Here is a 26,518-nt window from a genome sequence, read left to right as displayed (position 1 = left end):
ACCATCTNGCAGGCCGCAGCCNTANGNNGCGGCCTGCCCTGCCTTGCGCGTCTTGAGCAAAAGGCTCGTCTCGCTCGCGACCACCCCGTCGAGCTTGCGGATGCGGGCCAGAACCTCGTCGAACTCCTCAAGCGTTTTGGTGCCGATCTCGACGATCACATCCCATCTGCCATTAGTTGAATGCACGGCACGCAACGCCGCCATACCGGCCAGCNTGCGGGTGATGCGGTCAGCGCCACGGCCCTCGATCTCGATCATCATCAATCCNCGNACCGGATCGGCACGCACGTCCGAGCGCGTCACGACGGTAAAGCCCANNATCTCTCCGCTTTGTTGCAAACGGGCGAGACGCGCACGCACGGTGGTACGNGACAGCCGCAANGNNGCNGCCAGATCAGACAGAGACGCCCGCGCGTCGTCGCGCAGCGCNGCCAGAATTGCTTCGTCCGTTGTGTCCATTTTGGNTGTCCANTTTGGTCAAATAATCTCCGATTTGGTCACTTTAGATGATTGTTTCTGACCAGACCAGCTAGATATCGTCTTGGAAACGNTGACGAAAGGATCTCACCCATGTCTGGACAAAACTGTATTCTTCTTGGGGCCCCGCTNGATAGCGGCAAGCGCCGGTTGGGCTGTCTGATGGGCCCCGATGCCTATCGCACCGCTGGATTGGCGGGCGCGCTGACCGATCTGGGCCATAGCGTCACAGACCGTGGCAATGTCGCGCCTGCGCCCTTCACGCCCGGCCAGCACCCGAAACTGCACGCGCTTGAGGAAACCATCGCCTGGACNCANAGNCTGGCCGAGGCCACCCAAGCCGCCTTGCAGGANGGNACCCCGATCATCATGGGCGGCGATCATGCGCTNGCCTCCGGCACCGTNNTGGGCGCGATGCGCCATGCGCAGGCGNANGAACGCCCCCTGTTTGTGCTGTGGCTGGACGCGCATAGCGATTTCCACACGCCCGAAAGCACCGACAGCGGCAACCTGCACGGCACCCCNTTGGGCTATGTGACAGGGCGCGAGGGCTTTGATGCCTTCCCCGATCTNCCCTACCCGCTGCCGCANGATAATATCGCCATCATCGGCCTGCGCTCTGTCGACGCGGCAGAGCGTGCGGCGCTGCAGGAAACCACCATCCAGCGCGTCGACATGCGCGAGATCGACGAGACGGGCATCGCCACGCCGCTGAACACNTTCCTTGAAAAGGTCGCGGCGGCGAACGGGATGCTGCATGTNTCGCTNGANGTGGATTTCCTTGATCCGTCCGTTGCCCCCGCGGTTGGCACGACCGTCCCCGGCGGTGCNACCGTGCGCGAAGGCCATCTGGTNATGGAAATGCTGCATGACAGCGGGCTGATGACCTCGCTTGATCTGGTAGAGCTGAACCCCTTCCTGGATGAACGGGGCCGCACCGCGCAGCTGATGGTCGATCTGGCCGCCTCTGCCTTTGGCCGCCGCGTNTTCGACCGCCCCACCCGCGCCTATTGATTTGAGTAAAGGACCACGACCATGACCAATCTGACCCCCTCTGACAAGGCGCTGGTGCCCTTTGTNTCCGTCGACAATATGATGANGCTGATCCACCACATCGGGATTGAACCCATGCTGATCGGGCTTGGGGAGTATATCGAGGCGGANTTCAAACGGTGGGAGCTGTTTGACAAGACCCCGCGTGTGGCCAGCCATTCGGAACAGGGCGTGATCGAGCTGATGCCGACCTCGGACGGCGAGGTCTACGGGTTCAAATATGTGAACGGCCACCCCTCGAACACCGCAGACGGTTTGCAGACCGTGACCGCCTTTGGCNTGCTGGCGAATGTGGCCAACGGNTATCCGGTGTTGCTGTCCGAGATGACGATGCTGACGGCGCTGCGCACGGCGGCGACCTCTGCCGTGGTGGCNCGGTTGCTGGCCCCCAAGGGCGCGCATGTCATGGCNATGATCGGCAACGGGGCGCAATCCGAATTCCAGACCCTCGCCATGAAGGCCATTGTCGGCATCGACGAGGTGCGGCTGTATGATATCGACAAAGACGCCACCGCCAAATGCGCCGCCAACCTGCAAGGTCTGGGCATCAAGGTCGTGCCCTGCGACACCGCGGAAGAAGCGATGCTGGGCGCGCAGATCGTCACCACCTGCACNGCGGACAAGCAATATGCCACCATCCTGACAGATAATATGGTCGGCAGCGGCATCCACATCAACGCCATCGGCGGCGACTGTCCGGGCAAGACCGAACTGGCCCCCGCGATCCTGCACCGCGCGGGGATTTTTGTGGAATACCCCGAACAGACCCGGATCGAGGGNGAGATACAGCAGCTTGANCCGGATCACCCTGTGACCGAAATCTGGCAGGTGCTGACCGGTCAGGCGCAGGGGCGCACCGATGACAAGCAGATCACCCTGTTCGACAGCGTCGGCTTCGCGATCGAGGATTTCTCGGCGCTGCGCTATGTNCGCGACCAGATCAAGGCGACCGATCTGTTCGANCCGCTTGACCTGCTGGCCGACCCCGAAGACCCGCGGGATCTGTTCGGCATGTTGCAACGGGCCAAGTAACGGCGACGGNAGCCTATTTCGGCGCGGTCACATCATGGTGGTACAGCCAGTTGAACGCGCCGACCATCGCCCANGGTGCAAGGGTGCTGCCCAGTTTCAGCCCCANATGCGCGGCCGACCGCAAAGGCCCGGGGCGCAAGTGATAGCGCGCGGCATTGCCTGCCGCCGCTTTGACGACNCGGGTAACACGGGCTTGGCGCAGGCTTTGATAGCGGGCGAGCGCNTGTTCTGCGGGGTGGTTCAGCACGCTGTCGGCCAGCACCCATGCATCTTCAAGCGCCATATTGGCNCCCTGCGCNAGGAACGGCAGCGTCGGATGCGCGGCATCCCCCAGCAANNCAACCCCGCCCTGATGCCACGTCTGCGCAACCGGATGCAGGTGGAGCCCCCAAAGCGTGCAGNCCTCAACCGCANTGATCATCGCGGCAGCCCGCCCGCCAAANCCCGCAAANGCNTTTCGCAGGTTTGCCGGATCGTCCGCATGGTTCCAGCCTTCGGCGGCCCANCTNTCACGCTCTTCNACCGCGACCAGATTGACCNGCNGCCCGCCGCGCAAAGGNTAGCTGACCAGATGCCGGCCCGGCCCCATGGTGACATGGGCCTCGTCTGGGTGGTTGAAGTCATTGCGCACAACCGCGCGCCACGCGACCTGCCCGGTGAACTTTGCCTGATCCGCGCCATTCAACACCGCACGCGCCCGGCTGTGGATCCCGCNGGCNTCAACGATCAGCTCTGCCCGTCGGCGCGANCCATCGGTCAGGCGCAGTTGNGGTGTGGCNCCGGGGGTCACCTCTGCCACCTCGGCCCCNAGNTCTACCGTCACATTGCCCCGTTTGGCCGCGCCCAGCAGGATGTCCACCAGATCGGCGCGGTGCACGAACANATAGGGATATGCGCCCTGCCCGCGCATCAGGTCCAACCGCGCCACACGCGCNCCNGCCTTGTAATCCTGCAAGACCACCGCCTGCCCGCGCACCGCCGCGCGTTCGGTCAGCTTGGCGTCGAGCCCCATCGCTCGCAACACCGCGATACCGTTAGGGCTGATCTGGAGNCCGGCNCCGACCTCGGTGATCGCNGGAGCCTGCTCCAGCAGCGTGACAGCCATGCCGCGGCGCGACAAAGCCGCTGCGGCGGCCAAGCCACCGATACCCCCACCAATAACGATTGCGTTGCTGATGCCCATTTCGCTTTCGCCTGTCTTGCCAGCTTCACACACAAAAGCGCCGGGCTCTCACCGCGGCGCTTTCATTGTCATTCTCGCGCAAATGCCTTCATTTGCGACCCGTTACCGGACGATCAATCGTCGCGGTGGACTTTCTCGCGGCGCTCGTGACGCTCTTGCGCCTCAAGGCTCATCGTGGCGATTGGACGCGCATCCAGACGCTTCAGCGAAATCGGCTCTCCGGTGACAGAGCAGTAGCCGAATTCACCCTCGTCGATGCGGCGCAGCGCCCCGTCGATCTTGCTGACCANNTTGCGGGCGCGGTCNCGTGTGCGCAGTTCCAGCGCGCGGTCCGTTTCCTCGGAGGCGCGATCGTTCACATCGGGGATGTTGCGTGTCCCGTCTTGCAAGCCCTCGATCGTGTCCCGGCTTCCCGCCAGCAGCTCGGCTTTCCAGTTCAATAGTTTGCGTCTGAAGTATTCGACTTGCCGATCATTCATGAACGGCTCGTCTTCGGCAGGTGTATAACCATCCGCCAAAAAAACTTCCTGCTTCATATCATTCCCCATCGCGGTCTTAAATCCTGTCATGAAGGCGCGTCTCCCGACATCACTCCCGTGGCGTGCATCTAACGCAGCGTTAGCGGATTGTCACTACACAATGCTTATGTTTGTTGGTTTAAGGACCAAGAATAGCGCGTTGAAGAAGGTTGAAAACAAGATGAAATTCCAAGGTACTCAAGATTACGTCGCCACAGATGACCTCACGATTGCGGTGAATGCGGCTGTAACGCTGGAACGACCTCTGCTTGTAAAAGGTGAGCCCGGCACAGGTAAAACGGAACTTGCCCGACAAGTGTCAGCCGCCCTTGGCCTGCCCATGATCGAATGGAACATCAAATCGACCACCCGTGCGCAACAGGGTCTGTACGAATATGACGCCGTCAGCCGCCTGCGCGACAGCCAGCTTGGCGAAGAGCGTGTGCATGATGTGAAAAACTACATCCGCAAGGGCAANCTGTGGCAGGCGTTTGAGGCCGAAGGCAAAACCGTGTTGCTGATCGACGANATCGACAANGCCGACATCGAATTCCCCAACGACCTTTTGCAAGAGCTCGATAAGATGGAGTTCTTCGTCTACGAGACNGGCGAGACGATCAAAGCCGAAAACCGNCCCATCGTCATCATCACCTCNAACAACGAAAAAGAGCTGCCNGACGCCTTTTTGCGCCGCTGCTTCTTCCACTACATCCAGTTCCCCGAGATGGACACGCTGCGCAAGATCGTCGAGGTCCANCACCCCGGCATCAAGGAATCCNTGTTGACCACGGCGCTGACCCAATTCTACGAAATCCGCGAACAGCAAGGGCTGAAGAAAAAACCATCCACGTCGGAAGTGCTGGATTGGCTCAAGCTGTTGCTGGCCGANGATATGGATGCCGCCGATCTGAAAAAAGACGGCAAGTCCGCCCTGCCAAAGTTGCACGGTGCGCTGCTGAAAAACGAACAGGACGTGCATCTGTTCGAACGGCTTGCCTTCATGGCACGCGCGCAAAAGTGACCCCAAAGGGGCGCGGTGCGCCGCGCCCTGATCCCGCATAAAGGGAATATCCAACCGCCNGCGCGTTATTTCACGGCTGCAAACGCGCCNGTCCTATTTGTGACGTCTAAGCAACGATGGTCATAAGCCTGCCTTATTTGTTAACATTTTTCTCTGTTTTGACATGGTTGCTCCCTAGAATGGTCTGGATGGCGGGCGAAAAACACCTGTAATCAGCTCAAAAGGGCAGTCAGGTAGATGATGGATATGATTTTTGCACCGTTCGTGCGCCGCGTGTTGGAGACTGTTAAAGTTGTCCTTGCGGTCCCTGCACCTGCCACAACGGGGTCGCATCCATGAAGAAATACCTTTTGCTGCCCTTGATGCTGGCGATCAGCGCCTGCGTNCCGGCCTCGCATCCCGGTGTGGTGACCCGCGCCGCGATGGAACCCGCCTCAACCTCTTCTTTGCCCGCGATGAAACGGTTCACCGTGCATCAATCGCTGCCGGCACCGCGNTCCAACAACGACCTCAGCCTCGATTTTATCGAACTGTCGTTCCGCATGGAAAGCGGCAAGGAGCTNCCTGTTTTNACCCGTTTCGAAGGTCCGGTCACCGTGCGCGTCATCGGTGCNCCGCCTCCGACCCTTGGNCCCGATCTGACCGCGCTGCTCAATCGCTTGCGGCANGAGGCCCGGATCGACATCAGCCCNACCAGCGGNCCGAATGCCAATATCACCGTCGAAGCTGTCAGCCGTCGCACCATCAGCAAGGTGCTGCCCCAGGCCGCATGNTTTGTGGCCCCGAATGTCAGCAGCCTTGATGAATACAAGAAAGTCCGCCGCACCGCGCAGACCAACTGGTCCTTGCTGAAAACCCGNAGCCGCGTGTCGATCTTCATCCCGAATGACGCCAGCCCGCAAGAGGTCCGCGATTGTCTGCATGAAGAACTGGCCCAAGCGCTTGGNCCTCTCAACGATCTGTATCGCCTGCCGGATTCNGTCTTTAACGACGACAACGTGCATACGGTNCTNACCGGATTTGATATGATGATCCTGCGCGCCTACTACGATCCGGCGCTGCGGTCGGGCATGACACGGGGCCAGGTGGCAAACGCCCTGCCGGGTATTCTGGCACGGATCAATCCGGGCGGCACATCGACCAAAGCACGCTTTCTGACCCGCACCCCCCGCGCCTGGAATGCCGCCGTTCAGGGCGCGCTNGGGCCCGGACGCTCCAGCGGNCAACGCCAGGACGCGGCCTATAGCGCTATCAAGATCGCACAAAGCCTGGGCTGGCAGGATCACCGCCGCGCGTTTGCCCATTACGCCATGGGGCGCGCGTTGCAATCAGGTGATGCCGAAGCCGCGCATGAACAATACAAGATGTCCGACCTCTTCTACGCCCGCACCCCCGGCACCGATCTGCACCGCGCCTATGTGGCGACGCAACTGGGGGCCTATTCGGTCTCAAAGGGNCAGGGTGCCGAAGCGCTACGTCTGATCGCGCCGCATATCGACACCGCACGCCGCCGCGAGAACGCCGCCCTGCTCAGCACCCTGCTGTTGCTGCGCGCCGAAGCGCTCGAGCTTGAGAACCGCGCGGCCGAGGCACAGGCCGTCAGGNTGGACAGTTTGGGCTGGGCACGGTACGGATTTGGCTCTGACTGGGCTGTGCGGGCCAAAATGCGCGAGATCGCGTCGCTTAACCCGCTCAAATAACTAGCGAAACGGGTTAAAATGATCGTCATACTTCTCGCCGTGATCGGCGCTGTTATCGGGGGGCTGACCGCCCGTAAACGCAACGGCAACCGCAAGGATATCGCACAATACGCGGCCGGGTTTGCGATGGCCTTTATCATCGTCGGCATGATCCTTACAGTCGTTCTGGACCGAGTCCTAACCGGAGCGTAATTCATGTTTCTGCCGTTCTTTGACCAACTGCGCCAACACAAGGTGCCGGTGTCCATGCGCGAGTTTCTCGCCTTTCTCGACGGGATGGCAGCCGGGCTCGCGACCTATGATGTCGATGCCTTCTACTATCTCGCGCGCACNAGCATGGTCAAAGACGAACGCAACATCGACAANTTCGACCGCGCCTTTGCNGCCGCNTTCTCGGGCCTTGAAAACATCAGCCTCGACGATGTGATGGAGGCCGTGGACATCCCGCACGAGTGGCTGGAAAAAATGGCCGAAAAGCACCTCACCCCCGAGGAAAAGGCCGAGATCGANGCCGCAGGCGGTTTTGACAAGCTGATGGAGACGCTGCGCAAACGGCTCGAGGAACAGAAAGGNCGCCATCAGGGGGGCAATAAATGGGTCGGCACCGCAGGCACCTCGCCCTTCGGGGCCTATGGCTACAACCCCGAAGGCGTGCGCATCGGCCAGAATGAATCGCGCCACCAGCGCGCGGTCAAGGTCTGGGACAAACGCGANTTCAAGAACCTCGACGACACGGTCGAACTGGGCACCCGCAACATCAAGGTCGCGCTCAAACGTCTGCGCCGGTGGGCCCGTGACGGCGCCAATGACGAACTTGATCTGGGCGGCACCATCCGTGCGACGGCGGAACACGGCTACCTCGATGTCAAAACCCGCCCCGAGCGGCGCAACGCGGTCAAGGTGCTGCTGTTCCTGGATGTGGGGGGGTCGATGGACCCGCATATCAAAACCGTCGAAGAACTGTTCAGCGCCGCCAAGTCGGAATTCAAACACCTCGAACACTTCTACTTCCACAACTGCCTGTATGAAGGCGTGTGGCGCGACAACCGCCGCCGCTGGACGGAACAGCTGGACACGATGGAAGTGCTGCGCACCTACGGGCCGGATTACAAATGCATTTTCGTGGGCGACGCGTCCATGTCCCCTTACGAAATCGCCTACCCCGGTGGGGCCAATGAACACTGGAACGCCGAGGCCGGATCGGTCTGGCTCTCTCGCGCGCGCGAACAATGGAACAGCAACCTCTGGATCAACCCGATCCCCGAGAAATACTGGCCCTACACACAATCCATCAAAATGGTGCAGGAAATCTTTGGCGCAGAGGCAATGGTGCCCATGACCCTCGAGGGGCTGAGCCGTGGGATGAAGACGCTGACCCGGTAATCAGCCGCCACCCCACCACAGATCGGAACATTCCACCGCGCCCTCGCGTTTTCACCATGAATCCAAATGGTGAAAGGAATTCCCATGATCAAGAAATCAGGCTCCGCCAAATGGACAGGCAACCTCAAAGAAGGCAAAGGCCATGTCTCCACCCAGACCGGCGTGATCAGCGACCAGCCCTACGGATTTAACACCCGGTTCGAAGGCAAAGACGGTACCAACCCCGAAGAGCTGATCGGCGCGGCCCATGCGTCCTGTTTCTCCATGGCGCTGTCAATGATCCTTGAAGACTACGATCTGGTCGCCGATAGCATCGAAACCAAGGCCACCGTCTTTCTTGAACAAAAAGACGGCGGCTTCCATGTGCCGAAGATTCACCTTGATGTGGCGTGTGTCATCCCCAACGCCATACAAGAGCAGTTCGAAGAGGCGACCAAAACCGCCAAGGAAAATTGCCCCATCTCCAAACTGATGACCGCCGAAATCACGATGGACGCAAAACTGTCCTGACCCTACCCCAGGGGCCGCGCCCGCTCGCGGCCCCTACCACGACCCCTTCACCCTTTTCCCAAATACTCATTCCACCCTTGCACCCCGCGTACCTGCGTCCATATTGGGTGGATGATCCGCATCCTCCCCATACTTCTCGCCGTGCTCTACGGGCTTGCCATGTATCGCTTTTCCGCTTGGCGCACCGCGAAGGAGCTGGACGAGAAATCGACAGAACTGCTCGACCCTGCCCTGCGCGAGATGACATCGAAACTGGCCAGCGCCCTCGATCTGCCGCGGATCAAAGTCCATATCTACGAAGTCGCCCCCGTCAATGGTCTTGCCGCCCCCGATGGGCGTATCTTCATTACCCGTGGTTTTTACGAGAAATTCAAATCCGGTGCCGTCACCGCCGAGGAGCTCGCGAGCGTGATTGCACATGAGCTCGGCCATGTGGCCTTGGGGCATTCACGGCGACGGATGATCGATTTTTCCGGCCAGAACGCCATGCGCGCGGCGCTTGGGATGATCTTGGGGCGGATTCTTCCCGGTGTCGGCATCTGGATCGCCAATATGCTGGCCACGCTCCTGGCCGCGCGCCTGTCGCGCAGCGATGAATACGAGGCAGACGCCTATGCCGCCGCCCTGCTGACCAAAGCGGGTATCGGCATCGCACCACAGATCTCCTTGTTCGAGAAGCTGGAGGCGCTGACCCAAAGCAACCACGGCACCGCCCCCGCCTGGCTGCTGAGCCACCCGAAGACCGCTGACAGGATCGGCGCGCTTACTGCGCTGCAATCCGCCTGGGACCGTTAACCAAGCGCCTTTGCCAGCCGCGGCAGCCGTGCTTTCTTGAGCAACGGTCGCATCTCCCACGGATGGCCTGACAGGCGGCGTGCCTCTTCCAGAACATTTGCGGCGACCGCTTCCATGACCTGCGGCTGCGCCAGCCAGACGCCGTGCAGATAGCTGTCGGGATCGACCCGCGCCAACCCCTCTTCAGCCAAGGTGCCACGGGGGAAATCCTTGGCATTCAGTGTCATGATAATATCGGCGTGGCCTGTGATCGCGGCGGCCAGAACGTGCACGTCGTTTTCATCCGGCAGGTACAGCCGTGCCGCCACACCGGGGCTCGCGGGTACTTCCGCCTTGGGCCAGGCGGCGCGCAGCAACGCGATCTCTGCGCGGGCCTGTGCCTCGCCCTCAGGGCCAAGCTTGATCGCGGCGCGCGCCCATTCTTCCAACAGGCGCGCGGACCACAGCGGCTCAAACACCCCCGCCCGCGCCGCGCCCATCACCATCTCGCGCATGACGGTGGGATAGAGCACGCAGGCGTCGATCAGGATGCGCAGCGCCATTACAGGCGGAAGAACAACGACTTGAGGTATCCCGTCTCGGCCAGTTGCGGCAGCTGCGGGTGGTCAGGTCCGGCGAAACCGGTGTGCAGCAGCGCTGCGCGCCGTCCCGCACGACCGATACCGCGCACAGATGCGGTGCGGAACTGCGTCAGATCCGCCGCATGGGAACAGGAACACAGACCCAGCACGCCGTTTTCGGCCACCAGTTGCGCCGCCAGACGCGCCACACGTTCATAGGCGCGCAGTCCGGCTTCAAGCGCGGGTTTACCGGGGGCAAAGGCGGGCGGATCGCAGATCACCACGTCGAACTCTTCGCCCTCGGCCCGCAGGGCTGTCAGGATGTCAAAGGCGTCACCTTGGCGCGTGGCAAAACGGTCCGAAACGCCCATAGCCTCCGCGCCCCGCTGCGCCAGCTCAAGCGCGGGTGCCGATCCGTCGACCGCAACCGCAGAAGACGCGCCATTTGCCAGCGCGGCGAGTGAGAACCCGCCAACATGGGCAAAGACATCCAGCACGCGTTTGCCTTTGGACAGGTTCGCCGCGAAGGCGTGGTTCGGGCGTTGGTCGTAGAACAGGCCGGTTTTCTGGCCGCCGGTGAGGTCAGCCATATAGATAGCACCATTCATCGGCACTTGCACAGGCGCGCTTGGTGCCTCGCCATGCAGCACACCGCTTACGTCGTCCAGCCCTTCAAGGCTGCGGGTCCGGCCCGACGCGTTCTTGAGGACGTGGCGCACGCCGGTTTGTTCCACCAGCGCTGCTGTCAGCGCATCGATATGCATATCGGCCCATGCGGCGTTGGCCTGAATGACGGCCGTATCGCCAAAGCGGTCGATCACCACACCGGGCAACCCATCGGCTTCGGCGTGGATCAACCGGTAATAGGGCGCGTCATACATCTGGTCCCGCAGCTGCACGGCGCGGTTGATATGGGCCTCGAACCAGTTCTGGTTCACCACGGCTTGCGCGTTCTGGTCCAGCATCCGGCAGAAGATCTTGGAGGCCGGGTTCACCGCGACCACCCCCATCACCTGACGGGCACTGTCTTCCAGCAGCGCGAGACTGCCGGGCGCAAGCGCCTTGGTGCGGCGGTCGGTGACCATTTCATTGGCATAAACCCAGGGAAACCCGTGCCGGATGGCGCGGGCATTCGCCTTGGGCAGCAGGCGCACCACAGGCAAATCGGAAGGGTCGGTCGAAGCGGGAGGGGAAAGGGGCGTTGTCATACCGCCCCCATTAGTCGGTTCCGCGCGTTTGGGGAAGCGCAGAGTTCGATTGCTGCCTCAATAGGCGGCAAGTTTCGTGCGTTTATAGCTGCCCGGTGTGGCGAGCTGCTGTTCGATCGCACGCGCCAGATCATGGATCATCACCGCATTGTCCGGCTGCGCCTCTGCGACGGGGGGCGCAAAGCTGCTCAGCTCTACCGCGACCTGACGGGGCTCGGCCAACGGGTTGCCATTGCGCGCATCGACGACGGTCAGGATAAACTCTGCCGACGGGGCTTCCGAGGCGGGGTTGTAGAACCGCAAGACCTCGACCTCCAGCGCGGCGGGCACGGGACCATAGGCGGTCACCGCCCCCTGGCGGATCGCGGCCTCGAAGATCGCGCGCACCTGATCGCGGCGGTCCGTGTCTGCTTCGCCATGCCAGACGATGTCGGCCGATTGCAGCAGGCTTGGCGCTTGTGCGACCCGCAGGTGATCGGGCACAGAGACGTTGGTGTGTTGGATATGCACCGCGTCCAGCAACGTATCGGGCTGGTAGGCGTTCAGATTGTCTAGCAAGGACATGCGGGTCGAGGATGTGTCATACATCGCATTCCGGCTGGCAATATCCGCCGGCGCACAACCGGACACGGCAGCGGCACAGGCCAAAGCGATCAACAGTTTATGATGTTTCATTTACCCCTCCAAAAGCTGCTGACGATACGGATTGTGCAGCCATGTAACGGTAATGCTGCTCAATTAAGGCAGGAATGGGGCAAGAATGTTCAAAACCTAAGGCATCATTAGGGTATTTCGGCACGTTTGCGCCTTAATGTCGGCCTGTCTAGCTGCGCGGTCGGGTGCGCCAGCCGCCGCGCCGCCGAGGCGTGGCCATGTCGATCAACCCCTCTTGCATCACTTGGGTCATGGGATGGTCTTGGTTCTCTGCTGCCACGCTGTCCAACAAGGCGCGCAGGGCGGCTTTGGTATCCGCTTCCGCTGGCAGGCTGAGCGCCCAATCCAGAAAAATTGACCGACACTCCGCCTGGGTGATCCCCTCTATGCGGTAGGATTCAAAGATCAGCCCTTTGGGATCGTTGGGGTCCCCTTTGCTCATGCCTGGCCCCCGTCCGCTTTATCTACGTAAGCGGCCAGTGCATCGGCGATGATCGTCGCGGCCTGATCGTAGTTTTGCGCAAGATGGGCGTGCAGTTCTTCGGGCGTCTCCACATCGAGGGAGCGGCACAGAAACCGCAAACCCGCCTGCCCCAGAGAATCCTCGCGCAGGACAGAGGATGACAGCAGCCGCGTCGCGGATTGCAGCGCCCAGCAGGTGCGGTAGACGCGGCGCAGCACCTCTGCCTGATCGGCGGTAATGACGTTCTGCGCCTCCGCATCCCCGAGCGCAGAGGCGATATCCCGCGCCGTGGTGCCCGCCAGCAAGGCCCCGGCCTGCGCCAGCAACTCGATATCCTGCAAGCGCCCCGGCCCGTTCTTGGCATCCCAGATGCCGCCCGCCACCTTGGCCGTTGCCAGACGTGCGCGCATTGCCGCGACCTCGTGCAGGGTATCGGCACGGTCGCGCGACCGGGCGAGCACCTTGTCGCACAGGCGCGCAACATCCTGCATCAGATCATCGGGGCCGGTCACACAATCGGCGCGGGTCAGGGCCAGATGCTCCCACACCCAGGCCTGCCCCATCTGATAGCTTTCAAAACTCGCTAAACTCGTCGCCACCGGCCCCTGCGTGCCCGACGGGCGCAAGCGCATGTCCACTTCGTAGAGCTTGCCTTGGGCCATCGGCGCGGTCATCGCGGTGATCATCGCCTGCGTTAACCGCGCATAGTACAGCCGCGACGCCAGCGGGCGCTTGCCGTCAGAGCTTTCGACGCCAGCGGAATCGTAGACCACGATCATATCCAGATCAGAGGCAGCGGTCAGGCGGCGCGCGCCAAGCGATCCCATCCCGACCAGCACCGCACCGCGCCCCGGCGGCGGCCCGTGACGGCGCGAAAATTCGTCGATCACCACCGGCCAGAGCCCGCGCAACACCGCCCGCGCCAGATCGGCATATTGCGCGCCCACCGTCGCGGCATCAATCAGCCCGCGCAGGTGATGCACCCCGATCCGGAAATGCCATTCCTTGGCCCATCGACGACAGGTATCCAGCCGCGCCTCATAATCCTCTTCGGCCTCCAGCACCTCTGTCAGACTGTCGACCAAAGCGTCCTCTGCCGGCCATTCGCTGAAGAAATCCCCACCTATCACCGCGTCGAACACCTGCGCATTGCGCGACAGATAGGCAGCGAGCGCGGGTGACGCGCTGACGATATCGACAAGCAAATCAGAGAGTTGCGGGTTGATCTTCAACAAAGAGAATAACTGCACCCCCGCGGGCAGACCGCCAAGAAAGCCGTCAAAGGCCAGCAATGCCTCGTCCGGTTTGGTGGCCCGTGCGAGACGCGCCAGCAATCCGGGTTTCAGCTCTGCAAAAAGCTCCGCCCCACGAGCGCTGCGCAATGCGGGGTAGTTCAGCCAACGGTCCACGATCGCGGCGTCAAAGACATGTTCCTCGGGCGCGGCAGCCGCATCAGGGCGCGAGGTCGAGCCCGCAAAGAACCCTTCGGTCAGTTGGTGAACCTCTTCCAGCCGCCGTTCAAGGTCACTGCGCAGCGCGGGGACATCCATATCCATCATCGCGGCCAGCCGGTCGAACCCCTCTTCCGTTTGGGGCAAGGTATGGGTCTGGGCGTCACGGATCATCTGGACGCGGTGTTCCACGGTGCGATGCGCGCGGTAGTGATCGCACAGCGTCTCGGCCACTTCTGCGGGGATCCATTCCTTTTCCGCCAGCACGGCCATGCCTTCGCAAGTGCCGCGCACGCGCAGATCTGCGTCGCGCCCGCCGGCGATCAGCTGACGGGTCTGGGTGAAAAATTCGATCTCGCGGATGCCGCCGCGCCCCAGCTTCATATTGTGCCCCGAAAGCGAGACACTGCCCCCCAACCCTTTGTGCTCACGGATCGCAAGGCGCATGTCATGGGCGTCCTGAATCGCGGCAAAATCCAGATGCTTGCGCCAGACGAAGGGCCGCAGCACCGAGAGGAACTGATCGCCCGCCGCCAGATCGCCCGCTGCCGGGCGTGCCTTGATATAGGCGGCGCGTTCCCATGTGCGGCCCAGACTTTCGTAATACCGTTCTGCCGCTTCCATCGCGATGCACACGGGCGTCACACCGGAATCAGGCCGTAGCCGCAGGTCTGTGCGAAAGACATAGCCCTCGCCCGTGAGATCATTGAGCGTCCCGCTCATCGCGCGGGTGGCGCGGACAAAGGCGGTGCGGGCATCGTGAAAATCGCTGGCGTCAAAACGCGTTTCGTCGAACAGGCAGATCAGATCGATATCGGACGAATAATTCAGCTCGCGCGCGCCCATCTTGCCCATAGCCAGCACGACCATGCCTGCGCCGCTGTCGGCGTCCTCTTCCGTCATGCCGGGCAGCTTTCCACGTTTGATCTGCGCTTTCAGCCCTGCGGTCAGCGCGGCTTGCGCTGCGGCGTCGGCGAAATCGGTCAGCGCGCCGGTCACCTCCTCCAGCGACCAAGCCCCCGCCAGATCAGCCAGCCCCGTCATCAGCGCCACGCGCCGCTTGCCCTGCCGTAGATGACTGGACAACTGGTCCGGGGGCACCGCGCCCGCGCTGTCGATCACCTGCTGCACCGCCCCTGCGGGATCATCGAAAGCCGCATGACACCAGTCGATTTCCTTTTGCATCAACCCCAGAAGATAGGGCGACGTCGATCCCGCCCCCGCCACAAGCGCGGCAATTTCAGACGGCGCATCGGGAAAGAGCGCGCGCGCATCCTGCGCCTGATCGGCCGTAAAGATGCGGGGACAGCGGGTGATCTGACTGGCAAGTGTTCTCATACGCCAAGCATTCGCTGGTTCTATGCCCGTCGTCAATGGCACCGTGACACCTGCTAACCCCCACCAAACACGTGCAAATCCAAATAATGTAAAAAAGATTTACATTATCCCTTGCAAACCACAGGACGCACCCCGATCTATTGTAATGTGAAAGGCATTTACATTGCCCACCACCGCACCGGCCCGCAGCGTTCAGGGCCACCACACTCTGACCGAAAGGGAACTTGATGACACAGACCTATGCACCCACCTACACCGCACAACGCAGTTGGCTGGGCCGTACCGAGGACTTTCTTGACGACAAGGGCAAAGGTGCCTGGATCGCCGCCATGGTTGTCGGTTTCATTCTTTTCTGGCCGCTTGGCCTTGCCCTTCTTGCCTATATGATCTGGAGCAAACGCATGTTTAAATCTTCGTCTTGCAGCAAACGCGCCCGCCGTGGGTCTATCACCGGGCGTTCAACCGGAAACGCCGCCTTTGATGCCTATAAGGCCGACACCCTGGCCCGTCTGGAGGAAGAGCAAACCAATTTTGAAGCCTTCCTGAGCCGTCTGCGCGAAGCCAAGGACAAGGCAGAGTTCGACCAGTTCATGGCCGAAGGCTCCAAAAACGACGATGCTGCGCAAAAGGCCTAAAGCCTGCGCGTTCAATCAACACCCCCTCCGCCTTGGCGGGGGGCCGATATTCACAAGGGACAGGACATGATGACCCCCACCACCCCCGATCCATTCGACCAGCCTGAATTCTATAGCGGTATTCCGACCAAGCGGTTCATGGCTTGGGTTGTTGACGCGCTGCTGGTGCTGATCGCCAGCGTGTTGATCCTGCCGTTCACCGCCTTCACCGGCCTGTTCTTTTTCCCGCTGCTGATGCTGATGGTGGGCTTTACCTACCGTGTCGCGACGCTTGCCAGCGGGTCGGCCACCTGGGGCATGCGCCTGTTCGGCATGGAATTGCGCACGGCGCGCGATGAACCGCTGGATCTGGCCTCGGCGTTTTTGCATACTTTGGGCTATACGGTCAGCGTTGCCATGATGCCTTTGCAGGTGATTTCGATCATTCTGATCTGCGCCACCTCGCGCCATCAGAGCCTGAGCGACGTGATCCTCGGCACAGTCCCGCTGAACCGTCGTGTCGAAAGCGTGAACTGACCCAAACTTGTGCTTGGCGCGCTTCGGACCAGTTGTTAGAATTTCCTCCGAACAACAACGGATTTTCATGCGCCATACACTTCCCATCGCTCCGCAGTTCTATGTGACTGCGCCCCAGCCCTGCCCGTATCTGGACGGCCGGATGGAACGTAAACTGTTCACCGCGCTGCAGGGCGACTCCGCGACCAAGCTGAACAACAGCNTGTCGGGGCAAGGCTTCCGGCGGTCGCAGAATGTACTGTATCGCCCGTCTTGCACGGATTGTGCGGCCTGTCTGTCGGCGCGCATCAACGTGGCCGACTTNACCCCCAGCAAAAGCCAGAAGCGCACGATCAAGCGCAACGCGGGNCTGACGCGGCGGGCGACGTCGCCTTGGGCCACGGAAGAGCAATANGACCTCTTCCGCACNTATCTTGACAGCCGCCATGCAGACGGTGGCATGGCCGATATGGATGTCTTCGAATTCGCCGCGATGATCGAGGAAACCCCGATCCGCAGCCGTGTGATCGAATATACCGATACCCAAACCCGCGAGNTGATTGGCGTCTGCCTGACNGATGTGCTCGATGACGGGGTGAGCATGGTCTATTCGTTCTACAGCCCTGACCGGCCCCGTGACGGGTTGGGCAATTACATCATCCTTGACCACATCGAAATCGCCCGTGCGGCGGGTCTGCCTTATGTATATCTGGGCTATTGGGTGCCCGGCAGCCCCAAGATGGGCTATAAGGCCAAGTTCTCGGGGCTTGAGGTCTATATGGGCGGCGCGTGGCAGAAGATGCGCAACCCCGATGATTTCGAACCCGAACAGCATCCGCTGAACACNGACCCGATTGCCGAACAGGTGGCCAATATCGCCCTCCCCGATCTGAGCCCGACCAAAGGGTAAANCGTANCGCTGCGGCNNATTNNACCGCTGTCANCCGCTGAAACGAAAAAGGCACCCCGCGGGGGTGCCTTTTGTTTTTGTGGTGGCCTGACCCCNGATCAGTTGGGGATCAGGTCCGGCACGATGGTCACGATGACCGGGAACATCCACANCAGNGCCAGTGCNCCGACCTGGATCAAGACGAAAGGAATGATCCCGCGGTAGATATGNGAGGTGGTNACGCTCGCCGGGGCCACGCCGCGCAGGTAGAANAGCGCGAAGCCGAAAGGCGGTGTCAGGAANGANGTTTGCAGGTTCACCGCAATCATGATCGTNACCCACTTCGGNTCGAANGTGCCNCCGTAGATCACCGGCCCGACNATCGGGATCACGATGTAGATGATCTCGAGGAAGTCGAGCACGAAGCCCAGCACAAAGAGCACCAGCATCACGATCAGGAAGACCGTCANCTCGTTGTCGAAGCTTTTCAGCCACTGCTGGATGTAGTGTTCGCCACCAAAGGAGATCACCACAAGGTTCAGCAACTGCGACCCGATCAGGATGGTAAACACCATCGAGGTCACCTTGGCCGTCTCGCGGACCACNGGGCTNAGCACGCCCGAGGTATAGAGGATCCAGCACGAGAACAGCAAACCGAACACCGCGTATAGATACGCGCCATAGGCGACGAAGAAGGCAAACCAGCTTTCGACGCTCACGCCCTCTTGGTTGATGCGCAGGTCAAAGTTCACGCCNACAAGGATCGCGATCAGGATGGCCAGGGTGGACCAGANGATCACCTTGGGCGACCGGTCCATATCCTTGAGCTTGCGATAGGCGGCCAGCATGATCGCGCCACCTGCCCCCAAGGCCGCAGCNGGCGTCGGGTTGGTGATCCCGCCAAGGATNGACCCCAGTACCGCAACGATCAGGACCAGCGGCGGGAAGACCACGCGGATCAGCTCGTTACCGGCGCAAAGCTTCAGCGCATAGACCACGCCATACATGACAGCCACGAAAGGCAGCGCCATCAGCAGCACCATCGTGCCCGAGGACGTGGCCGGACCGACCAGCAGGATATCGACCAGCAGTGTCAACACCAGACCGATGCCACCGATGATCAGCGGCCGTTTGTCCGCCGATGGGGCGACACCGCGNNCGGTNGTCATGACCAGCGCCANCAGGATCAGGATGATCGCAACACCGGTCCCGATGGGGGCGGCATTGGCGATCTTTTCAGCCTGCTTGGCGGCCAGCGCTTCTTCGGTCAGCTTTTCGCTGGCCTGTTGACCGCCCGCCGCCTCGATCGCGGCTTGCTCGGTCACCGCTTGATCCCANGCGCTTTGCCCGTGCAGTTCGATCATCGCGGCCTGACAGGCCTCGCCTACGTTGGTGCGCAAGCTCGCTCCCTGCCCGATGTCGCTAAAGCTGGACACAACAGTCGACTGGCTGCCCACGATGCCAAGGTTGCCCAGAACAATCGTGCCCACGATCAGCAGGGCTGGCATGCCAAGGAACCAGGTAAAGCCTTCGCCCCGNGTGATGGGTTCGGCNTTGGTCGCCCCCATCGGCACGGCGGGAGCCTTTTCAGGGTTCAGCAGCGCATAGACAAAGGCGTAAAGCGCATAAAGCAGCGCCAGCATGATCCCCGGCAGCAACGCGGCCTGAAACAGCGTCCCCACAGACACAACGGCGGGCTGGCCAAGGTAGGTCAGCGCATCGGTACAGCCTACNGCNGTNGCNCGCGCTTCCTGGGCGGCGGAGTATAGATCGCCNGCCAANGTGCCCAGAAGNACGATAACGATNGACGGCGGAATGATCTGGCCCAAAGTACCGGAGGCTGCGATGACACCTGTCGCGATTTCAGGCGAATAGTTGTTGCGCAACATGGTCGGCAGCGCCAGCAGCCCCATGGTGACAACCGTCGCGCCCACGATCCCGGTGGAGGCCGCAAGAAACGCGCCCACAACCACAATCGACACCGCCAAACCACCGGGCAGCGGNCCNAAGACNCGCGCCATCGTGGTCAACAGGTCGTTCGCGATCTTCGANCGTTCAAGCGTGATGCCCATCAGAACGAACATCAGAACCGCCAGCAANGTCTCGATCGACTGCCCCGCCAGAACGCGTTCGTTCATACGGTTCACGATAAAGCTGACGTTCCGGTCCAGCGCGACTTCCCAGCCTTGGGGGAAGACCGATTCACCGATAAGCGGCAAATCCGGATAGCGGAATTTCGATACCGCGTCATTGGGAACGCCCGAGTTCACCAGATCGCGATAGGCTTGCGACGATTGGTCAATCGCCTGATGCACCATCAGACCCGCACTATCGAGTGCGGCGATGATACCGAAAGAGATGATGCCAGCACCGCCGATGGCAAAGGCCACCGGGAAACCGGACAGGATGCCGCCAAAGAGGCAGGCAAAAACAATGATCAGGCCAATTTCGACCCCGTCGAGACCAAATAGCATGGGACGCCCCTTGAATTAATGTGTGCCCTCATAGGCTTCTTCGCCCTCGCCCAACGTATCGCGGTCGAGATATTTATCTTCGCTTTCAGGCCCTTCACGGAACTCTAACAAAGCGCGATAAAACACTGATATTGCTTGCAAGATCACCATCGCGCAGAAGGCGCACAGCAGGATCTTGAACAAGAAGTAGCCGTTGAACCCGTTGGGCGAAAAGCCGATGGTTTCCACGTTCCACTTGAGCAAGCGCGCCTTGCGCAGCAGCAGCTCCAACCGGTCAGAGGCCGATGGNTTCGGTGTCACCAGATGGCGCCACAGGAAGAACCAGCCATAAAGCCATGTGACAATCGCNAAGGGGATCATGAAGAACAGCGCGCCGAACATGTCGATCACGCGCTTGGTACGGAATTTCGCGCCGGCATAGAACAGGTCAACGCGCACATGCCCGCCTTGTACAAAGGTGTAGGACACACAAAGACAGACGACCAACGCATTGAAAAGCTTCANCTCTTCNGCAAACCAGCTGATGTCGAACTGCAGCGGAATACCAAAGCCGATAGAGATATCAGGCCGGGTGAAAATACGTTGCATGAAGACGATGATGATCTGTTGCAGCACCATCAAAAGCCCGGCCCAAGCAAAGAAACGCCCGGTGACATTGGCGAAGCCTTCAAGCCCGCGCACACAGGCCCACATAAAGCTGCGTTTCCAGATGCCGACAGCCGTGACAATCAGCAGTCCGACGAGCAAGACAAAGAACAGCTCTACCGANGCACCGTAATAGATGAACCGCATCAAGGCTTCGCTGTTGGACCAGTCCAGCCACATGGACGGGTTCAGCACCGCTGCAAAGAAATTGTAGAACGCTTCAAGTAGGTTGCCCAGAATGAAGCTGATCAGGTTGCCNTCNTGGAACTGGTCCAAGCAGCTGATCTTGGCCCCTTCCGCCGCGCGGAAAAATCCAGCGCATACTGCATCTTCTGCCATTGATATCCCCCCTTCGCCCGCCCGGTTTCAGTGTGGGCTTGGTGCGAAAATTATCCTCGCTTTGCGCGCCCGTTTTCCGGATCGCAAAGTCGCGTGTGGGGCCGCCCAAAGGCAGCCCCCCTGTCATCCCGTGGGGATGGCTTACATTTTGCCCAGAACGCGCTGGCGCTGTTCGACATAATAGGCGTCGGATTTGGACAGCCATTCAGCCGATGCGGACAGCGAGGATTCAAAGCTGTTGCGGATGTCGGCGAACAGGGAGTCGTCCATGTTCTCGTCCATAACCTCTTTGGAGGCCGCACCGAATGCATCCCAGACNTCATCGGGGAACTGCATGGTTTTCACGCCCTGCTGCTGCAAACGCGCCAAGGCGGCACCATTGTTGGCCAGTGTTTCGGCCAGACCGGTGTGCGTGGTCGCCATCGATGCATATTCGATGATCTTCTGCTGNGCCGGTGTCAGGTCGTTGAACACNTCNAGGTTGACCGATGCNGTCAGGCCCGACCCTGGCTCGTGGAAACCAGCGGTNTAGTAGATCTTGGCGACTTCCTGGAAGCCCGCGCGCTCATCCGCGAAGGGGCCAACCCACTCGAGCCCGTCAAGCGCGCCGGAGGACAGCGCCTGATACAGTTCGCCACCGGGGATGTTCTGAACAGACGCGCCCAGTTTACCCAGCACCTTGCCACCCAGACCGGGCATACGGAATTTCAGGCCGTTGAAGTCCGCGGCAGAGTTGATTTCCTTGCGGAACCAGCCACCGGACTGCGAACCGGAGTTACCGGCGAGGAACATCTTCATGTTGAAGATTTCACCGATCTGNTTGTGCAGGTCATGGCCGCCACCGTGCAGATACCAGTTGGTCAGCTCTTGTGCTGTGGCACCGAAAGGCACGGCGGTGAAATACGCCAGACCGGGGTGCTGGCCGATGAAGTAGTAGTCAGCCGCGTGATACATGTCCGCCTGACCGGAGGAAACGGCGTCAAANACCTCGAACGCGCCGACGAGCTCNCCCGGGGCTTTCTTTTCGATGGTCAACGTGCCGTCAGACATCTCGTTAACCATGTTGTTGAGGTAGGTCGCGGCGTCATCAAGCACGGCAAAGCCACGGGGCCATGCGGTGACCATTGTCAGCGTGCGTTTGCCTTGGGCGTACAGCGGTGCGGCCAGTGTCGATGCAGCGGCGGCAGACCCGCCAAGCGCGGATGTCTTCAGAAATGAACGACGGTCCATATTGGATACTCCTCCCGAGTTATATGAGGGTGCCCGCGCTTCATTTTATGCGCGCGGGTCATTTCAAGTGTCNTTNACTCTACGCAAAAGCGGGACGTTGAAAATACCAACTACTACGTAGAGCACATATATTTACCGCCCAAATATGAGGCAAATGTCCCGCCGCACCTGCCATATGTTGTGCATACACGCGTATAGCGGGTGAATTGTGACTGCATCTAGCACTTTGATTCGCGTGGATTTCCCAGTATCAGCGCTGCATGCGCCGCCCGTCTTTCNTNATCGCCCCCACCTACGCCCAAAAGCTGACGCTCATCGCCTCTGTGCCGCTNGTNCTGGCGGTGACGGCGATTGCCTTTGTCGTGGCNCTGCAGGCGCGCGCGGTGGCCGACCGCGAGATTTCNACGCTCGAACAGCAGTTGCTGGACGCCAAGAAGGTAGAGCTGCGCAATTATGTGACACAGGCGCGCAACGGGTTCTACTTTGTTTACGGGTCCGCCTCTCCTGATGACGGGGCGGCGAAATCGCAGGTGGCGCAGATCCTCGCGGCGATGATCTANGGCGAGGAAGGTCAGTTCTTTGTCTATGACTACGACGGCACCGCCCTTGTCAGCCCGCGCCAGACCGACCGGATCAACCGCAACTTTGCTGGCGAGACGGATAGCAACGGCACGCCCGTGGTGGACGAGCTGATCCGCATCGCACGCAGTGGCGGCGGGTATCACACCTATATGTGGCCCAAACCCTCTACCGGAGAGGATGCGCAGATGATNACCTATGTCACCTCTTTCCCCAGTTGGCAGTGGGCCGTGGGGACGGGTGTGTTCATCGACGACGTGCTTGCCAGCGGGGCCGCGGCGCGATCCGATGTGCAGGCGCGGGTGCAGCGTACGTTCTTCTATATTGGCGTTATTACGGTGACCGCNNTGCTGCTGGTGTTTGGCACGGGCATGCTGGTCAANCTGCGNGAACGGCGGCTTGCGGATGCNAAGCTCAAAAAGCTGACGCAGCGGGTATTTGACGCCCAAGAGGAAGAGCGNGGCCGCGTGGCGCGCGAACTGCATGACGGCATNAGCCAGATCCTGGTGGGGGTGCGCTATGCGCTCGACAANGCGCGACGCCGGCTGGAAAGGGGCGACGCCCGCGCGGCAGAGCCTTTGGCAAAGGGGATCGACAGCCTCGCGCAAGCGATATCGGAAGTGCGCCGCATCAGCCGCGACCTGCGCCCCAGTATTCTGGATGATCTCGGCCTTGGTCCCGCGCTGAAAACGCTGGTCGAACAATTCGCGCTCCGCACCGGTATTCAGTGCCGCTTCGATACCGTGGTATTCCGCAACCGGTTGGACGACGAGGCGAAGACCGCGCTCTACCGGATCGCGCAAGAGGCGCTGACCAATATCGAACGCCACGCCCGCGCCACTGAAGTCATCGTCGATCTGCGCGGTCACCGACAGGGCGCGACGCTGTCGATCTCTGACAACGGGCTGGGGCTGGCCAAGACACGCTCCACCGCCGGAGGGTTGGGCCTGCGCAATATGCAAGAGCGGATCGAACAGCTAGACGGTACGCTGACCATGCAAAGCTCTGCCCAAGGCGGCACCGAGATTACCGCCACCGTCCCGCTGACCCATATGCTGCGCCCGCCGCCGACCGCCCTGCCCTAAGCCCTGATATGCCCCTTCCCGAAAGCTGCCCCATGACCCTTTCAGACACCCAGCCACCCGCGTTGATCAAAGTGATGATCGTTGACGATCACCCGATGGTCGCCGAAGGCATCCAGTCCATTCTTGAAAGCTATGACGATATCAATGTGGTCGGCTGCCTGCCCAATGGCCGCGCCGCGATTGACAGCGTCGCGGATCTGGACCCCGATGTGATCCTCATGGACCTCAACATGCCAGAGATCGGCGGGTTGTCCGCGACCGAGATCTTGCTGGAACGCCAGCCCGACACCCGCATCGTGATCCTGTCGATGCATGATAACCCCGAATATATCTCTTCGGCGCTGAGCCACGGCGCCATGGGGTATATCCTCAAGGATGTGCCGACGGACGAGATCAAGCTGGCGATCGATACGGTGATGCGCGGCGAACGGTATCTATGCACCGGCGCGCAAGGCTCGCTTGAACCCAAGGACGCCGCGCGTGAAGCCCTGACCGAACGCGAACAGACGATCCTGCTGCAACTGGCGCAGGGGAAATCCAACAAAGAGGTCGCGCAAACCTTGGATATCTCTGTGCGCACCGTCGAAACCCACCGCAAGAATATCAAGCGCAAGCTTGGGATCTCTTCCACCGCAGGGCTGACGCGCTATGCGATGGAACACGGCGTGCTGCAAGGAACCGGAGTGCGACTCTAGCTGATATCGGCCCGAGAAATGCCCCCGATTTTGCAAAAATTAGAAAATTCAGGATTTCGCGCAATAAATGAAAAGATTNTTNGCANCNAGCGACACTTTTATCGACAATAGNGCATTGACGCCCCTTTGTGGCGCTCATAATGTCCATGCACGCAATGAGGGGCCTTTGGCTATGACAGATCTAGCTTTGACAGATATCGTCGTCATTCTAAGACACACGCGCATGGGCCGGTAACGGCAGACCATAATAGTCACCATGCGCCCCCGTCAAAATCGGGGGCTTTTTTTTGCGCAACGTATTTTTTGATAAACCACCGCCTGACGGAGCACCAAGATGACACGTAAAATGACCGGAGCGAAAATGATCGTTCAAGCCCTGATTGATCAGGGTGTCGATACCGTATTTGGCTATCCCGGCGGCGCTGTCCTACCGATCTATGACGAGGTGTTCCAACAAAACAGCATCAAACACGTGCTGGTGCGNCACGAACAAGGGGCGGTGCATGCCGCCGAAGGCTATGCGCGCTCGACCGGAAAACCGGGCGTTGTTCTTGTAACCTCGGGCCCCGGTGCCACCAATGCGGTGACCGGCCTGACGGATGCCTTGCTCGATTCCATTCCACTGGTNGTCCTGACAGGTCAGGTNCCGACCTTCATGATCGGCTCTGACGCGTTTCAAGAGGCCGATACCGTGGGCATCACCCGCCCCTGCACCAAGCACAACTGGCTGGTGAAAGAGACNGACAAGCTGGGCGGCGTCCTGCACGAGGCGTTCCACGTGGCCACCAGCGGGCGCCCCGGCCCCGTTCTGGTCGACATCCCGAAAGACGTGCAATTCGCCACGGGGGAATACACGCCCAAGAAGCCATCCACCTCGCATTACCAGCCGCCCGTNAAAGGCGACATGACCGAGATCACCGAACTGGTGGCCGCCATCGAAACCGCCAAGCGCCCGATNTTCTATACCGGCGGCGGCGTCATCAACTCCGGCCCTGCGGCGTCGCAACTGCTGCGCGAATTGGTCGAGGCGACAGGCTTTCCCATCACCTCCACCTTGATGGGGCTTGGCAGCTATCCGGCGTCGGGTGACAAATGGTTGGGGATGCTCGGGATGCATGGTCTTTACGAGGCCAATATGGCGATGCACGACTGCGATCTGATGATCAACATCGGCGCGCGCTTCGACGACCGGATCACCGGCGTTGTCGACATGTTCAGCCCGAAATCCAAGAAAGCGCATATCGACATCGACCCCTCGTCGATCAACAAGATCATCCGCGTGGACATCCCTATCGTCGGCGACGTGGGCCATGTGCTNGAAGANCTGCTGAAGGTCTGGAAATCGCGCGGCCGCAAGACAAACACCGAAGCCGTTGGCAAATGGTGGAAGAAGATCGAGGANTGGCGCAACGTTGACTGCCTNAAGTTCGANCAAAAAGGCAAGATCATCAAACCGCAATACGCGCTCTCGCGNCTTGAGGCGCTGACCAAGGGGCGTGACCGCTATGTCACCACCGAAGTGGGCCAGCACCAGATGTGGGCCGCGCAATACCTTGGTTTCGAGGATCCGAACCGCTGGATGACCTCTGGTGGGCTGGGGACCATGGGCTATGGCTTCCCTGCGTCCATCGGNGTGCAGATGGCGCATCCTGACGCGNTGGTCATCAACGTTGCGGGCGAAGCNTCNTGGCTGATGAACATGCAGGAAATGGGCACCGCNATGCAATACGGCCTGCCGGTGAAACAGTTCATCCTGAACAACGAACGCNTNGGNATGGTCCGCCAGTGGCAAGAGCTGCTGCACGGCGAGCGCTATTCCCAAAGCTGGTCTGAATCCCTNCCCGATTTCGTCAAGCTGGCCGAAGCCTTCGGGGCCAAGGGGATCATCTGTTCGGACCCCGACGATCTGGACGACGCGATCATGGAGATGCTCGATTATGACGGTCCGGTGATCTTTGACTGTCTGGTGGAAAAACACGAAAACTGTTTCCCGATGATCCCGTCGGGCAANGCGCATAACGACATGATGCTGGCCGGTGTCGANACGCAAGGTGTNATCGACGCNAAAGGATCGGTCTTGGTCTAAGCCGCCAACGGCACAAGGAA

The 26,518-nt window shown here is 60.6% G+C and carries 24 protein-coding genes and 1 pseudogene; 14 read left to right on the top strand and 11 right to left on the bottom strand.

The window, feature by feature from the left end:
- Window positions 1–36: 36 nt before the first annotated feature.
- Window positions 37–459 (bottom strand): annotated as a pseudogene (locus CBB63_RS10445) (Lrp/AsnC family transcriptional regulator); the annotation flags it as partial.
- A gap of 111 nt (window positions 460–570) precedes the next feature.
- Here CBB63_RS10445 and rocF point away from each other — a divergent pair.
- Both rocF and ocd read left to right on the top strand, forming a co-directional pair.
- A complete protein-coding gene (gene rocF, locus CBB63_RS10440) occupies window positions 571–1,491 on the top strand; it encodes an arginase (RefSeq protein ID WP_286699089.1) in 921 nt (306 codons plus the stop codon).
- Between the two features lie 21 nt (window positions 1,492–1,512).
- Window positions 1,513–2,562, top strand: coding sequence for an ornithine cyclodeaminase (gene ocd / locus CBB63_RS10435; RefSeq protein WP_286699088.1), 1,050 nt, complete (start codon window positions 1,513–1,515; stop codon window positions 2,560–2,562).
- Between the two features lie 13 nt (window positions 2,563–2,575).
- On the opposite strand, the gene CBB63_RS10430 is transcribed toward ocd, so the two are convergent.
- Complete coding sequence (locus CBB63_RS10430; RefSeq protein WP_286699087.1) at window positions 2,576–3,745, bottom strand: FAD-dependent monooxygenase; 1,170 nt, start codon at window positions 3,743–3,745, stop codon at window positions 2,576–2,578.
- 113 nt (window positions 3,746–3,858) lie between these two features.
- Entirely contained in the window at window positions 3,859–4,281 is a 423-nt protein-coding gene (dksA, locus tag CBB63_RS10425) for an RNA polymerase-binding protein DksA (RefSeq protein WP_286699086.1), read from the bottom strand.
- A gap of 163 nt (window positions 4,282–4,444) precedes the next feature.
- Here dksA and CBB63_RS10420 point away from each other — a divergent pair, with 163 nt between their 5' ends.
- The 6 genes from CBB63_RS10420 (at window position 4,445) to CBB63_RS10395 (ending at window position 9,672) form a co-directional block, all read left to right on the top strand.
- Window positions 4,445–5,284, top strand: coding sequence for an AAA family ATPase (locus tag CBB63_RS10420; protein ID WP_286699085.1), 840 nt, complete (start codon window positions 4,445–4,447; stop codon window positions 5,282–5,284).
- 335 nt (window positions 5,285–5,619) lie between these two features.
- Window positions 5,620–6,984 carry a DUF2927 domain-containing protein gene (locus CBB63_RS10415; RefSeq protein ID WP_286699084.1) on the top strand — a complete coding sequence of 455 codons (1,365 nt, stop codon included), beginning with the start codon at window positions 5,620–5,622 and terminating at the stop codon, window positions 6,982–6,984.
- An 18-nt stretch (window positions 6,985–7,002) separates the two neighbouring features.
- Window positions 7,003–7,176, top strand: a complete 174-nt coding sequence (locus tag CBB63_RS10410) for a hypothetical protein (protein WP_005853331.1) — start codon at window positions 7,003–7,005, stop codon at window positions 7,174–7,176.
- Window positions 7,177–7,179: 3 nt separating this feature from the next.
- Window positions 7,180–8,367 carry a vWA domain-containing protein gene (locus CBB63_RS10405; RefSeq protein ID WP_286699083.1) on the top strand — a complete coding sequence of 396 codons (1,188 nt, stop codon included), beginning with the start codon at window positions 7,180–7,182 and terminating at the stop codon, window positions 8,365–8,367.
- 84 nt (window positions 8,368–8,451) lie between these two features.
- Window positions 8,452–8,877 (top strand): OsmC family protein, encoded by a 426-nt coding sequence (locus tag CBB63_RS10400; RefSeq protein WP_286699082.1) that lies wholly within the window; start codon window positions 8,452–8,454, stop codon window positions 8,875–8,877.
- A 111-nt stretch (window positions 8,878–8,988) separates the two neighbouring features.
- Window positions 8,989–9,672, top strand: a complete 684-nt coding sequence (locus tag CBB63_RS10395) for a M48 family metalloprotease (protein WP_286699081.1) — start codon at window positions 8,989–8,991, stop codon at window positions 9,670–9,672.
- On the opposite strand, the gene CBB63_RS10390 is transcribed toward CBB63_RS10395, so the two are convergent.
- From CBB63_RS10390 to CBB63_RS10370, 5 genes are all read right to left on the bottom strand, one after another.
- The gene (locus CBB63_RS10390) at window positions 9,669–10,214 is read right to left on the bottom strand and encodes an RSP_2648 family PIN domain-containing protein (RefSeq protein WP_286699080.1); all 546 of its coding nucleotides are present in this window, start codon (window positions 10,212–10,214) and stop codon (window positions 9,669–9,671) included. The two genes, CBB63_RS10395 and CBB63_RS10390, sit on opposite strands and share 4 nt — an antisense overlap.
- Entirely contained in the window at window positions 10,214–11,440 is a 1,227-nt protein-coding gene (locus CBB63_RS10385; RefSeq protein WP_286699079.1) for an RSP_2647 family RNA methyltransferase, read from the bottom strand. Before CBB63_RS10385 ends, CBB63_RS10390 begins: the two co-directional genes overlap by 1 nt.
- A 57-nt stretch (window positions 11,441–11,497) precedes the next feature.
- Window positions 11,498–12,115, bottom strand: coding sequence for a DUF6778 family protein (locus CBB63_RS10380; protein WP_005853320.1), 618 nt, complete (start codon window positions 12,113–12,115; stop codon window positions 11,498–11,500).
- A 148-nt stretch (window positions 12,116–12,263) separates the two neighbouring features.
- Window positions 12,264–12,536 carry a hypothetical protein gene (locus CBB63_RS10375; protein WP_168592157.1) on the bottom strand — a complete coding sequence of 91 codons (273 nt, stop codon included), beginning with the start codon at window positions 12,534–12,536 and terminating at the stop codon, window positions 12,264–12,266.
- A complete protein-coding gene (locus tag CBB63_RS10370; protein WP_286699078.1) occupies window positions 12,533–15,346 on the bottom strand; it encodes a [protein-PII] uridylyltransferase family protein in 2,814 nt (937 codons plus the stop codon). The genes CBB63_RS10375 and CBB63_RS10370 overlap by 4 nt, the downstream gene beginning before the upstream one ends.
- A 227-nt stretch (window positions 15,347–15,573) precedes the next feature.
- Here CBB63_RS10370 and CBB63_RS10365 point away from each other — a divergent pair, with 227 nt between their 5' ends.
- The 3 genes from CBB63_RS10365 to CBB63_RS10355 all read left to right on the top strand — a co-directional run bounded on the left by CBB63_RS10365 (window position 15,574) and on the right by CBB63_RS10355 (window position 17,386).
- Window positions 15,574–15,981, top strand: coding sequence for a DUF2852 domain-containing protein (locus tag CBB63_RS10365; protein ID WP_286699077.1), 408 nt, complete (start codon window positions 15,574–15,576; stop codon window positions 15,979–15,981).
- 69 nt (window positions 15,982–16,050) lie between these two features.
- Window positions 16,051–16,497 carry an RDD family protein gene (locus CBB63_RS10360; protein ID WP_243251811.1) on the top strand — a complete coding sequence of 149 codons (447 nt, stop codon included), beginning with the start codon at window positions 16,051–16,053 and terminating at the stop codon, window positions 16,495–16,497.
- 67 nt (window positions 16,498–16,564) lie between these two features.
- A complete protein-coding gene (locus tag CBB63_RS10355; RefSeq protein ID WP_286699076.1) occupies window positions 16,565–17,386 on the top strand; it encodes an arginyltransferase in 822 nt (273 codons plus the stop codon).
- A gap of 98 nt (window positions 17,387–17,484) precedes the next feature.
- On the opposite strand, the gene CBB63_RS10350 is transcribed toward CBB63_RS10355, so the two are convergent.
- From CBB63_RS10350 to CBB63_RS10340, 3 genes are all read right to left on the bottom strand, one after another.
- Entirely contained in the window at window positions 17,485–19,839 is a 2,355-nt protein-coding gene (locus CBB63_RS10350) for a TRAP transporter large permease (protein WP_286699075.1), read from the bottom strand.
- 15 nt (window positions 19,840–19,854) lie between these two features.
- Window positions 19,855–20,823 carry a TRAP transporter small permease subunit gene (locus CBB63_RS10345; protein WP_286699074.1) on the bottom strand — a complete coding sequence of 323 codons (969 nt, stop codon included), beginning with the start codon at window positions 20,821–20,823 and terminating at the stop codon, window positions 19,855–19,857.
- A 141-nt stretch (window positions 20,824–20,964) separates the two neighbouring features.
- Window positions 20,965–22,053 (bottom strand): TRAP transporter substrate-binding protein, encoded by a 1,089-nt coding sequence (locus tag CBB63_RS10340; RefSeq protein WP_286699073.1) that lies wholly within the window; start codon window positions 22,051–22,053, stop codon window positions 20,965–20,967.
- 260 nt (window positions 22,054–22,313) lie between these two features.
- Here CBB63_RS10340 and CBB63_RS10335 point away from each other — a divergent pair, with 260 nt between their 5' ends.
- The 3 genes from CBB63_RS10335 to CBB63_RS10325 all read left to right on the top strand — a co-directional run bounded on the left by CBB63_RS10335 (window position 22,314) and on the right by CBB63_RS10325 (window position 26,498).
- Window positions 22,314–23,717: a cache domain-containing protein gene (locus CBB63_RS10335; protein WP_286699072.1), complete on the top strand. Its 1,404-nt coding sequence runs from the start codon at window positions 22,314–22,316 to the stop codon at window positions 23,715–23,717.
- A 32-nt stretch (window positions 23,718–23,749) separates the two neighbouring features.
- A complete protein-coding gene (locus CBB63_RS10330; protein ID WP_286699071.1) occupies window positions 23,750–24,412 on the top strand; it encodes a response regulator transcription factor in 663 nt (220 codons plus the stop codon).
- A 334-nt stretch (window positions 24,413–24,746) separates the two neighbouring features.
- Entirely contained in the window at window positions 24,747–26,498 is a 1,752-nt protein-coding gene (locus tag CBB63_RS10325) for an acetolactate synthase 3 large subunit (protein ID WP_286699070.1), read from the top strand.
- Window positions 26,499–26,518: the final 20 nt, after the last annotated feature.

The organism is Sulfitobacter sp. TMED3 (genome assembly GCF_002167505.1).
GTDB classification, from domain to species: domain Bacteria; phylum Pseudomonadota; class Alphaproteobacteria; order Rhodobacterales; family Rhodobacteraceae; genus Sulfitobacter; species Sulfitobacter pontiacus.
This window is presented reverse-complemented; position numbering and strand designations above follow the sequence as displayed.